This window comes from Neisseria sp. GT4A_CT1, assembly GCF_000227275.1.
Taxonomy (GTDB): domain Bacteria; phylum Pseudomonadota; class Gammaproteobacteria; order Burkholderiales; family Neisseriaceae; genus Neisseria.
Map to the genome: position 1 here is coordinate 303,779 of NZ_JH164966.1, position 10,029 is coordinate 313,807.

Below are 10,029 nucleotides of genomic sequence, written 5' to 3' on the forward strand. Positions count from 1 at the left end.
AATCCACTATACTATACAATCCCATCATCCTTACCCAACCACCCGCCCAAACCGTGAAAATCCTCATCCTCGGCAGCGGACAGGTCGGCTCGACCGTCGCGCAAAACCTCGCCTCCGTTTCCAGCAACGACGTTACCGTTATCGACATCGACGAAAAAGCCCTGCAACACATCGGCAGCCGCCTCGACGTCCAAACCATACTCGGCAACGGCGCATCCCCGTTTATCCTCGAACAGGCGGGCGCGGCAGATTCCGACCTCCTGCTCGCCCTGACCCGCAGCGACGAAACCAACATCGTCGCCTGCAAAATCGCCGCCGACCTCTTCAATATCCCCAGCCGCATCGCCCGCGTGCGTTCCAGCGAATATCTGGAATACCCCTACCCCGAAAACGACGATACGGAAAACGGCAGCCTTACCGTCTTCGACATCACCGAAACCATCAGTCCCGAACAGCTCGTTACCGAACAGCTCGTCGGACTGCTCAGCTACACCAGCGCATTGCAGGTATTGAGGTTTGCCGGCGACAAAGTCCGCATGGTCATCGTACAGGCTCGTAAAGGCGGGCTGCTCGTCAACCGTGAAATCGCCGACATCAACCAACACCTCCCCGAAGGCGCGGACTGCCAAATCTGCGCCATATACCGCAACAACCGCCTCATCGTCCCCACACCGCAAACCGTCATTATCGAAGGCGACGAGGTACTTTTTGCCGCCGACATCAGCAGTGTCAACATCATCATGCGCGAACTGCGCCCCAAAGAAGCGCGCACCCGCCGCATCATGATTGCCGGCGGCGGCAACATCGGCTACCGCCTTGCCAAGCAGCTCGAATCCAAATACGACATCAAAATCGTCGAACACAACCCCCGCCGCGCCGAGTGGCTCGCCGAAAACCTCGACAACACCCTCGTCCTGCAAGGCAGTGCCACCGACGAAACGCTGCTGGACGAAGAATACATCGACGAAATCGACGTATTCTGCGCCTTGACCAACGACGACGAAAACAACATCATGTCCAGCCTGTTGGCGAAAAACCTCGGTGCCAAACGCGTCGTCACCATTGTCAACCGCTCCAGCTACGTCGATTTGCTCGAAGGCAACAAAATCGACATCGTCGTGTCGCCGCACCTCATCACCATCGGCTCCATTCTCGCCCATATCCGCCGAGGCGACATTGTTGCCGTCCACCCCCTCAGACGCGGCACTGCCGAAGCCATCGAAGTCGTCGTCCACGGCGACAAAAACACTTCCGCCATCGTCGGCAGGCGCATCAGCGGCATCAAATGGCCGGGCGACTGCTACATCGCCGCCATCGTCCGTGCCGAAACGAGCGAAGTCATCATGGGACACCACACCGACACCATTGTCCAAGACGGCGACCACATCATCTTCTTCGTCTCCCGCCGCCGCGTCCTGCCCGAGCTTGAAAAACTCATCCAAGTCAAAATGGGCTTTTTCGGCTGACACCGTCAAAGGTCGTCTGAAACCTGTTGCAGCAAAGTCAGAACCTTTTTTTCAACTTCATTGAAGCCGCGCTTTCAGACGACCCGACACAAATTACCCAACATCATCCGTTTCCACATCCGATACCCAAAGGAAAATCCATGTTACGCCCCATCCTTGCCGCCCTCGTGCTCGCAACCGCCCTGCCCGCCGCAGCCGAAACCGACACCCTTCATTACAACATGATCGAATTTGCAGAATCTGCCAATCTCGAAATAACCCGCGACACCATGACCGCCTACTTCAGCATTGCTTCCGAAGGCAAAGACCGCGCTACGGTGAACAAAGCGTTTCAGAAAAAATTCAACGATTTCAACAAAGCCGTACAAAACAACAAACTCCAAACCGAAATCCTCAACCGCAGCGCCAGCCCGCGCTATGAATACAACAACAACGGCAAACGCATCCAAACAGGTTGGGAAGAAGAAGCCGTGTTCAAAGTCGAAAGCAAAGACTTTGACGCCATCAACCGCCTGATTGACGAAACGCTGCAAACTGCCACGCTCAACCGCATCGGCTTCAGCATATCCAAAGAAAAACGCGAAGCTGCCGTAGATCAAGTCAGCAAAGCCGCCATCCTGCGCTTCAAAGACCGCGCGCAAGACTTAGCGAAAACGCTCGGTTTTTCCAACTACAAAATCGTCAAACTCAATTTAGGCCACATCGGCAACCGCTCCATAGACAACGGTTTCGCCCGCGCCAAAATGATGAATGCCGAAGCTGCCATGTTCAAGCGTTCGGCAAGCGACGAAAACAACGCTATCCAAGCCCCTTCTCCCGGCTCAGAAGAAATCAGCATTACAGTCAACGGCTTGGTGCAGATGTAAAACGCTCTTCCAACAAAAAGGTCGTCTGAAACCCAAACCGGTTTTCAGACGACCTTTTTCTATTTCAACAATCAAGCCAAGCTGACTTCCAAGTTGTCAATCAGACGCGTCGTTCCCAAGCGGGCGGCAGCGAGGACGACGAGGGCTTTGTCGCCGGTGCGTGCGACGGCGAGGCTTTCGGCATGGCGGATTTCGACGTAATCAACCACCCAGCCCGCTTCGGTCAGGCGGCGAACGGTTTCTGTTTCCAGACCGACGTAATCGAGATTGCCGTTTTTGAGTTCGGCAGCGACGCGTTGCAATTCGCGGTACAAGCGCGGGGCTTCGGCGCGTTCGGCTTCACTGAGGTATTGGTTGCGGCTGGAAAGCGCTAGCCCGTCGGGAGCGCGGCCGGTATCGACGGGAACGATGTCGATATTGAAATTCAGGTCTTCGACAAAGCCTTTGATAATCGCCAACTGCTGATAGTCTTTTTTGCCGAAGCAGGCGGTATCGGGTTGGACGATGTTGAAAAGTTTGCTGACGACAGTAGCGACACCGCGGAAATGACCGGGGCGGAATTTGCCGCACAATTCGTTTTGGAGGTTGGGCGGTTCGACGTTGAAACGTTGCTCGACATTGGGATACAGCTCTTTTTCGTCGGGCGCGAACACGACGGCTATGCCTTCGTTGGCGAGTTTGTCGGCGTCTTGCTGCAAGGTGCGCGGGTATTTGTCGAAATCCTCGCCCTGTCCGAATTGTAGGCGGTTGACGAATATGCTGACTACGACGTTGTCGGCGCGTTTTTTGGCTTCGCGAACAAGGGCGAGATGGCCTTCGTGCAGATTGCCCATAGTCGGCACAAAGGCAACGCTGCCTGAGTTTTTGCGCCATTCGCGTAATTCTTTAATGGTATGAATGATTTGCATGGTGGAAAATGTCCTTTATCTTTTTCGGGATTGCGGCGCGCAGCCACTATGTTTTGTCAGCCCGAAAATCACGCGCCGATTATACGCTGGGAACACGGACAAACAAAGGTCGTCTGAAATTCGGTTTTCACGATGAAAACCTTTTCAGACGACCTTTTTCAGTTGAGGGTATCAAGCAAACGAATATTCCGCAGCGGGAAAGGTTTTGGCTTTGACTTCATGGACATACGCTTCAACGGCGGTTTGGATGCTGTCTTTGCCCTGCATGAAGTTTTTGACGAATTTGGCGGTTTTGCCCGGAAAAATGCCGAGCATATCGTGCATGACCAAAACTTGTCCGTCGCAATCCACACCTGCGCCAATACCGATGGTCGGGCAAGAGACGGTTTCGGTTACTTTTTTCGCCAATTCCGCCGGCACGCATTCCATCAATACGATGGCAGCACCCGCTTGGTCGTGTGCTTTCGCATCTGCCAACAAGGCTTCCGCCTTATCGCCCCGCCCCTGCACTTTATATCCGCCAAACGCAAACACGGACTGCGGAGTCAAGCCGATATGGGCGCAGACGGGAATGCCGCGCATTTGCAGGAATTCGGTGGTTTCCGCCATCCAAACGCCGCCTTCGAGTTTGACCATATGCGCGCCCGCCGCCATCAGTTCGGCAGCGGCGGCAAACGCCTGTTCTTTACTCTGCTGATACGCACCAAAAGGCAAGTCGCTGACAATCATCGCGTTTTCCGTACCGCGCGCGACGTTTTCGGTGTGGTAACACATATCGCGCAGGCTGACGGGCAGCGTGGATTTGCGCCCCTGCACGGTCATGCCCAAGGAATCGCCCACCAGCAAAACATCGACTCCGGCGTTATCCATCAACGCGGCAAAGCTGGATTCATAGGCGGTCAGCATGGCGATTTTTTCGCCTTCTGCCTTCATCTTTTGCAGTGTGTTCACAGTAATCATTAGAATGTATCCCGCCTTTTTCAGACGACCTTTTAGATTAAAACGGGCTATTATAGTGAAATGCCCGCCGCCCTGCCACCCGAACGGCAAACGCAAAACAGCCCGACTGCTTTCACAATCGGGCTGTTTGATTGGTGCCGGCACCAAGAGTCGAACTCGGGACCCCCTGATTACAAGTCAGGTGCTCTACCAACTGAGCTATACCGGCTTACTGAAATACCTTGCGGCACCTTCAGCGATAAACTGGTGCCGGCACCAAGAGTCGAACTCGGGACCCCCTGATTACAAGTCAGGTGCTCTACCAACTGAGCTATACCGGCAAAGAAGCCGAATTATGCCGTTAACTGCCCCGCTTGGCAATAGCTTACTGCCCACAAAGTAAATTTTTATAAAAAATATCTGATTTAAAAAGAAATTTATTTCAGACGTAATGATTACACCATATATAAACCAAGCCACTCAGATATATAACCGTAAGGTCGTCTGAAAAACACCCGCACAAAAAGCATTTCAGACGACACTCTGATAAAATACCCCCCTTTCCCCTCCATCCGTCCACATCATGCCACGACACCCCTACCGCCGCCTGCGCCCCGCCAAGTCCGACCTGCCCGAAGTCGGCATTTCCGAAGAAGGCAACATCCGCTCGCTGCATTTGGGCAGCGACACCATCCAAAGCTCGATGAACCTCGACCATCCTGCCGAACTGGTTTTATCGTACAGCCGCGCAATGATGGGCTGGCTTCTGTTTACCGAAGAAACGCCGAAACACATCACGCAAATCGGCTTGGGCGGCGGCTCGTTCGCACGCTGGATAGACAGCTACCTGCCCGACACCAAGCAAACCGCCGTGGACATCAATCCGCAGGTCATCGCCGTCGCCCGCAGCCTATTCGAGCTGCCGTTTGAAGGGGAAAACTTCGAAATCGTCGAAGCGGACGGCGCGGAATACATTAAAGTGTTCCGCCACAATACCGACGCGGTGCTGGTGGACGGCTTCGACGGCGAACAAATCATCGACGCGCTGGTGGAAGAACCCTTCTTCCAAGACTGCCGCCACGCCCTCTCGCCCGACGGCGTGTTCGTGACCAACTGGTGGAGCGGCGACAAACGCTACCAACGCTTTATCGAACGCTTGCTCAACGTCTTCGAAGGCCGCGTGCTGGAACTGCCCGCCGAAAGCCACGGCAATATGGCGGTGATGGCGTTCCAAAGCAGCCCGAAAGAGCAAAACCTCGACAAGCTGAAAAAGCGCGCGGAAAAGTTAAGCGGACAATACGGCTTGGATTTCAAACGGATGTTGAACGATTTGAAAGCAAACAACCCCAACAACGGCAAACATTTTTATCTGTGAGATGAGCAGGTCGTCTGAAAACCCAAATACAGATTGGGCGACGGCAACACCTGATAAAGCAATAACCCCGCCCTCACAGCACACACAAAATAAAGGAAAACCCATGTTGAAACCTGACATCATCCAAATATCCGGCCCTGTCGGCCTGCTCGAAACCATCTTCCTGCCTGCCGCGCAAACACCTGCACGAGGCGTAGCAGTCATCAACCATCCCAACCCGCTGCAAGGCGGCACGAACACCAACAAAGTCATCCAAACCGCCGCCAAAGCCTTATCTCAGCTCGGTTTTCACTGTTACCTGCCGAACCTGCGCGGCGTAGGCAACAGCGAAGGCACACACGATTACGGACGCGGCGAAACACAAGACTGCATCGCCGTCATCGACTATGCCCGCGCACAACACCCCGAAGCCGAACTGTTCGCATTGGCAGGTTTCTCCTTCGGCGGCTATGTCGCCACCTTCGCCGCCCAAGAGCGCGAACCGGATTTGTTGCTGCTTATCGGCGCGGCAGTACACCACTACACCGACCGCCCCGAACCTTCAGCCGTCCCTGACATTACCAAAACCCTGATGATTCATGGCGCAGAAGACGAAGTCGTTGAAATCAGCAAGGCTTGGACATGGGCGGAACCGCAAGGTTTGCCCGTCATCACCATTGCCGGCTCATCCCATTTCTTCCACGGCAAACTCATCGTCCTGCGCGATACCATCGCCCGATTCGTGCCGTCGGTTTTACAACAAAAATAAACGGAGCATCATATTAAATAATATGATGCCAAACCTTGCCGTGCAGCTTGTCCATACTGAATCCGATATGACAAACAACACAGCATGACCGCCGTTTTAATTGCCTGAACAATATTTTCAGACGACCCCGCTGACTATATAATTCCGCCTATTGCCTTTATTTTAACGATCCAGAATCCAATCATGCGTTACAAACCTCTTTTACTCGCCCTGCTCATCAGTTTCGCTTCGCCTTCTTTCGCCGCCAAAGACGCGCCCAAGGAAAAGGCTGCGCCTGTCAAAAAAAGCGTCAAAGACAAAAAAGACGCCGAACCTGCTAAAAAAGAAGCTGCCAAAGACAAAGCCAAACCTGCCGCGAAAAACGCTAAGGACAAGGCAGATGACAAGCCCGTAGCCAAAAGCAAAAAGGAAACTGCCGAAGCGGCGAAAAACGAGCGTGCCAAAGAACGCAAAAACGACAAAGAAGTTAAAAAACAAGATAAAGGCGACAAAACCAAAAAAGGTGAAGCCAAAGCGGAAGAGAAGGCAGGCAAAGCCGTTCCCGCAAAAACCGAGCCTGTAAAAGGCAAAGACAAAGCGGCAGACAAACCCGCAGCCAAAAACAATGTAAAGGCAAAAAAAGAAGCCGCCGAGCTGCCTAAAAAAGACGAAGCAGCGGCAAAACAGGACAGAAAAACCGTCGAGAAAAAAGCGGACAAAGCCGATAAGAAAACCGCTGTCGCCAATTCAGACGACTTCAAAGCCGCAGTAACCGCCGCCGCCAATGATTTGGAAAGCAAAAAATCGCTGCGCAGCCGCAACGAAGGTTTCATCATCCACGTTAACACCACGTTGAAGCAGTTGCAGCAAAGCCGTATCAACCTGTCCGCCATCAACCGCCAACAGCGCGACGCATGGGACAAGTTTCAAAAACTCAATGCTGATTTGAACTACCTGAAAACTCAGGTTTCCAATACGCGCGCGCAAATTTCCCGTTTTGTTTCAGGCAACTATAAAAACAGCCAGCCTAACGCCGTTGCCCTGTTCCTGAAAAATGCCGAACCGGGTCAGAAAACCCGCTTCCTGCGTTACACCCGCTATATCAACACCGCCAACGATCAAGTCATCAAAGACCTTGAGAAGCAGCAAAAAGAGCTGGCAGCGCAAGAGCAGAAAATCAACAACGAACTGGCATACCTGAAAAAACTTCAGGTCAACATTCAGTCCTCGCTGCGCCGCCAAGGTGTAACCAACACTGCCGAACAGGCGGAAAGCCGCCGCCAAAACGCACAGATGGCAAAAGAGGCGCAGAAAAAAATCAACCACAAAGAAAACGAACGACGCCTGAACAATCTGTTGAAAGACTTGGAAAAGCGTAAAGCCGAGCAACGCCGCCAGGAAGCCGAAGCGCGTAAAAAAGCCGCCGAAGCCCGTCTTGCCGCCGCTGAAAAAGCACGCAAAGACCGCGCCGCCGCCGCGCAAAAAGCCGCTGACGAACGCGCCGCCATGTCCAACCTGACCGCAGAAGACATGAACATCCGCGCGCCTTCCTACGTCAGAATCAGCAATGCCAACAGCTTCAGCCGCATGCAGGGTCGTCTGAAAAAACCGGTCAGCGGCACGCTTGCCGGACTCTTCGGACAAGACCGCGGCGACGGTGAAGTTTGGAAAGGCGTGTTCTACCAAACGACTCCTGCAATCGTCAGCAGCATTGCCGGCGGTACGGTTACCTACGCCGATGAATTGGAAGGTTTCGGCAAAGTCATCGTCATCGATCACAGCGACGGCTATATCAGCATCTATTCAGGTTTGAGCGAAATCGAAGTCGCCAAAGGCTACGCCGTAGCCGCTGGCAACCGCCTGGGCATCAGCGGAACCCTGCCTTCGGGCATGGAAGGCCTGTATCTGGAAGTCCGCTACAACGGGCAGGCAATGAACCCGCTCTCCTGGATAAGCTGACCTGTAAACCGGTTTGACATTTTCAGACGACCTTTTGCCGTATCACGGGGTCGTCTGAAATTTAACAACCCGACCCGACGGCCCTATATTCAAAAGCTTTTACACCTGCGCAGATATTTTTTACGCTAACCCTGTTGTTTACCAAGCGTAAATCGCATACAGTCTTGCGAATGTATATTCAGGTCGTCTGAAGCAATATTTCCCACCCCGTTTCACAGTCATTACGGTCTGAAATGAAATAAGACAAAAAGAAAGCCATTCATAATGTCAACATCCACTTTGAAAAAAGTCGCACTCTACACACTCGGCGCATTCAGCGGTGTCGCCCTCAGTTTGAGCGTTCAAAGCTTTGCCGCCGAAAAAGACAAAAAAGACAACGAAACCCTGCCCGTACAATCCATCCGCAACATGGCGGAAGTCTACGGGCAAATCAAAGCCAATTATTACCAAGACAAATCCGACGCCGACCTCTTTGAAGGCGCGATGAAAGGCATGGTATCCGACCTCGACCCGCATTCCGAGTATATGGATAAAAAAGGCTATGCCGACATGAAAGAATCCACCAGCGGCGAATTCGGCGGCTTGGGTATGGAAATCGGTCAGGAAGACGGCTTTATCAAAGTCATCGCCCCGATTGAAGATACGCCCGCCGAGCGTGCAGGCGTGAAAAGCGGCGACTTCATCGCCAAAATCGACAACGTCTCCACTCGCGGCCTGACCACAAGCGAAGCCGTGAAAAAAATGCGCGGCAAACCAGGTACCAAAATCACCCTGACCCTTTCGCGCAAAAACGTGGACAAACCCATCGTCGTCAACCTGACCCGCGCCATCATCAAAGTCAAAAGCGTCCGCCACCACCTGCTTGAGCCAAACTACGGCTACATCCGCGTGTCCCAATTCCAAGAGCGCACCGTAGCGGGCATCAACGAAGCTGCCAAAGCTCTGATTAAGGCAAACAAAGGCGCGCCGCTCAAAGGCATCATCCTTGACCTGCGCGACGACCCGGGCGGCCTGCTTGACGGCGCGGTCGGTGTCTCTGCCGCCTTCCTGCCCGCAGACGCAAAAGTCGTCAGCACCAAAGGACGCGACGGTAAAGAGGGTATGGTATTGAAAGCCCGTCCCGAAGACTACATCCGCACGAGCGGCAGAGACCCGCTGGCAGATCTGCCTGCCGAGTTGAAAACCATCCCGATGACCGTGTTGATTAACTCAGGCTCCGCTTCCGCCTCCGAAATCGTTGCCGGCGCGCTGCAAGACCACAAACGCGCCGTCGTCGTCGGTACGCAAAGTTTCGGCAAAGGCTCGGTTCAAACCCTGATTCCGCTGTCCAACGGCAGCGCAGTCAAACTGACCACCGCGCTGTATTACACGCCGAACGACCGCTCGATTCAAGCGCAAGGCATCGTCCCAGACGTCGAAGTCAAAGACAAAGACCGCGCTTTTGAAAGCCGCGAAGCCGACCTCGCCGGACACATCGGCAACCCGCTCGGTGGCGAAGACGTCAACAGCAGCAACGAAATCAGCACGCCTGATTCAAACGAAGCCGCCAAAGCCGACGAAAACGCCAAGTCCAAAAAAGGCAAGGACAAAGATAAAGACGAAGACCTCTCCAGCCGTCGTATTCCTAATCCAGCCAAAGACGACCAGCTCCGCAAAGCCTTGGATTTGGTGAAAAATCCAGCCGAATGGCAGAAGTCTTTAGGTTTGGCGGCGAAAAAACCGGCTCCGAAAAAAGACAAGAAAGACGGTAGGTAAAGACGAAAGCAAATAAGCTCAGTCCGAATCCTTG

8 protein-coding genes and 2 tRNA genes are annotated in these 10,029 nt (G+C 53.5%); 6 read left to right on the plus strand and 4 right to left on the minus strand.

Annotation, left to right across the window (positions count from 1 at the left end; genetic code table 11):
• Positions 1–53: 53 nt before the first annotated feature.
• Positions 54–1,466, plus strand: coding sequence for a Trk system potassium transporter TrkA (gene trkA, locus HMPREF1028_RS06200; RefSeq protein WP_036529349.1), 1,413 nt, complete (start codon positions 54–56; stop codon positions 1,464–1,466).
• Between the two features lie 140 nt (positions 1,467–1,606).
• On the plus strand, positions 1,607–2,332 hold the full coding sequence (locus HMPREF1028_RS06205; RefSeq protein ID WP_009311950.1) for an SIMPL domain-containing protein: 726 nt from the start codon (positions 1,607–1,609) through the stop codon (positions 2,330–2,332).
• Between the two features lie 71 nt (positions 2,333–2,403).
• Here the strand turns inward: HMPREF1028_RS06205 and panC are convergent, their stop codons facing one another.
• The 4 genes from panC to HMPREF1028_RS06225 all read right to left on the minus strand — a co-directional run bounded on the left by panC (position 2,404) and on the right by HMPREF1028_RS06225 (position 4,520).
• Positions 2,404–3,240: a pantoate--beta-alanine ligase gene (gene panC, locus HMPREF1028_RS06210; RefSeq protein ID WP_009311951.1), complete on the minus strand. Its 837-nt coding sequence runs from the start codon at positions 3,238–3,240 to the stop codon at positions 2,404–2,406.
• 171 nt (positions 3,241–3,411) lie between these two features.
• Positions 3,412–4,200 carry a 3-methyl-2-oxobutanoate hydroxymethyltransferase gene (gene panB / locus HMPREF1028_RS06215; protein WP_009311953.1) on the minus strand — a complete coding sequence of 263 codons (789 nt, stop codon included), beginning with the start codon at positions 4,198–4,200 and terminating at the stop codon, positions 3,412–3,414.
• Between the two features lie 132 nt (positions 4,201–4,332).
• Positions 4,333–4,408: transfer RNA gene (locus tag HMPREF1028_RS06220), tRNA-Thr, on the minus strand.
• 36 nt (positions 4,409–4,444) lie between these two features.
• A tRNA-Thr gene (locus tag HMPREF1028_RS06225) sits at positions 4,445–4,520 on the minus strand.
• A gap of 242 nt (positions 4,521–4,762) precedes the next feature.
• Here HMPREF1028_RS06225 and HMPREF1028_RS06230 point away from each other — a divergent pair.
• From HMPREF1028_RS06230 to HMPREF1028_RS06245, 4 genes are all read left to right on the plus strand, one after another.
• Positions 4,763–5,554, plus strand: coding sequence for a polyamine aminopropyltransferase (locus tag HMPREF1028_RS06230; RefSeq protein ID WP_009311955.1), 792 nt, complete (start codon positions 4,763–4,765; stop codon positions 5,552–5,554).
• A 103-nt stretch (positions 5,555–5,657) separates the two neighbouring features.
• On the plus strand, positions 5,658–6,302 hold the full coding sequence (locus HMPREF1028_RS06235; RefSeq protein ID WP_009311957.1) for an alpha/beta hydrolase: 645 nt from the start codon (positions 5,658–5,660) through the stop codon (positions 6,300–6,302).
• A 183-nt stretch (positions 6,303–6,485) separates the two neighbouring features.
• Complete coding sequence (locus HMPREF1028_RS06240) at positions 6,486–8,240, plus strand: peptidoglycan DD-metalloendopeptidase family protein (RefSeq protein ID WP_009311959.1); 1,755 nt, start codon at positions 6,486–6,488, stop codon at positions 8,238–8,240.
• A 264-nt stretch (positions 8,241–8,504) separates the two neighbouring features.
• Entirely contained in the window at positions 8,505–9,995 is a 1,491-nt protein-coding gene (locus tag HMPREF1028_RS06245) for a S41 family peptidase (RefSeq protein WP_009311961.1), read from the plus strand.
• Positions 9,996–10,029 lie beyond the last annotated feature (34 nt).

Bases quoted from the DNA above. Each gene is read 5' to 3' on its own strand.
- HMPREF1028_RS06245 (WP_009311961.1), top strand. From the start codon at position 8,505: ATGTCAACATCCACTTTGAAAAAAGTCGCACTCTACACACTCGGCGCA.
- HMPREF1028_RS06240 (WP_009311959.1), top strand. From the start codon at position 6,486: ATGCGTTACAAACCTCTTTTACTCGCCCTGCTCATCAGTTTCGCTTCG.
- HMPREF1028_RS06205 (WP_009311950.1), top strand. From the start codon at position 1,607: ATGTTACGCCCCATCCTTGCCGCCCTCGTGCTCGCAACCGCCCTGCCC.
- panB (WP_009311953.1), bottom strand. From the start codon at position 4,200: ATGATTACTGTGAACACACTGCAAAAGATGAAGGCAGAAGGCGAAAAA.
- HMPREF1028_RS06230 (WP_009311955.1), top strand. From the start codon at position 4,763: ATGCCACGACACCCCTACCGCCGCCTGCGCCCCGCCAAGTCCGACCTG.
- HMPREF1028_RS06235 (WP_009311957.1), top strand. From the start codon at position 5,658: ATGTTGAAACCTGACATCATCCAAATATCCGGCCCTGTCGGCCTGCTC.
- panC (WP_009311951.1), bottom strand. From the start codon at position 3,240: ATGCAAATCATTCATACCATTAAAGAATTACGCGAATGGCGCAAAAAC.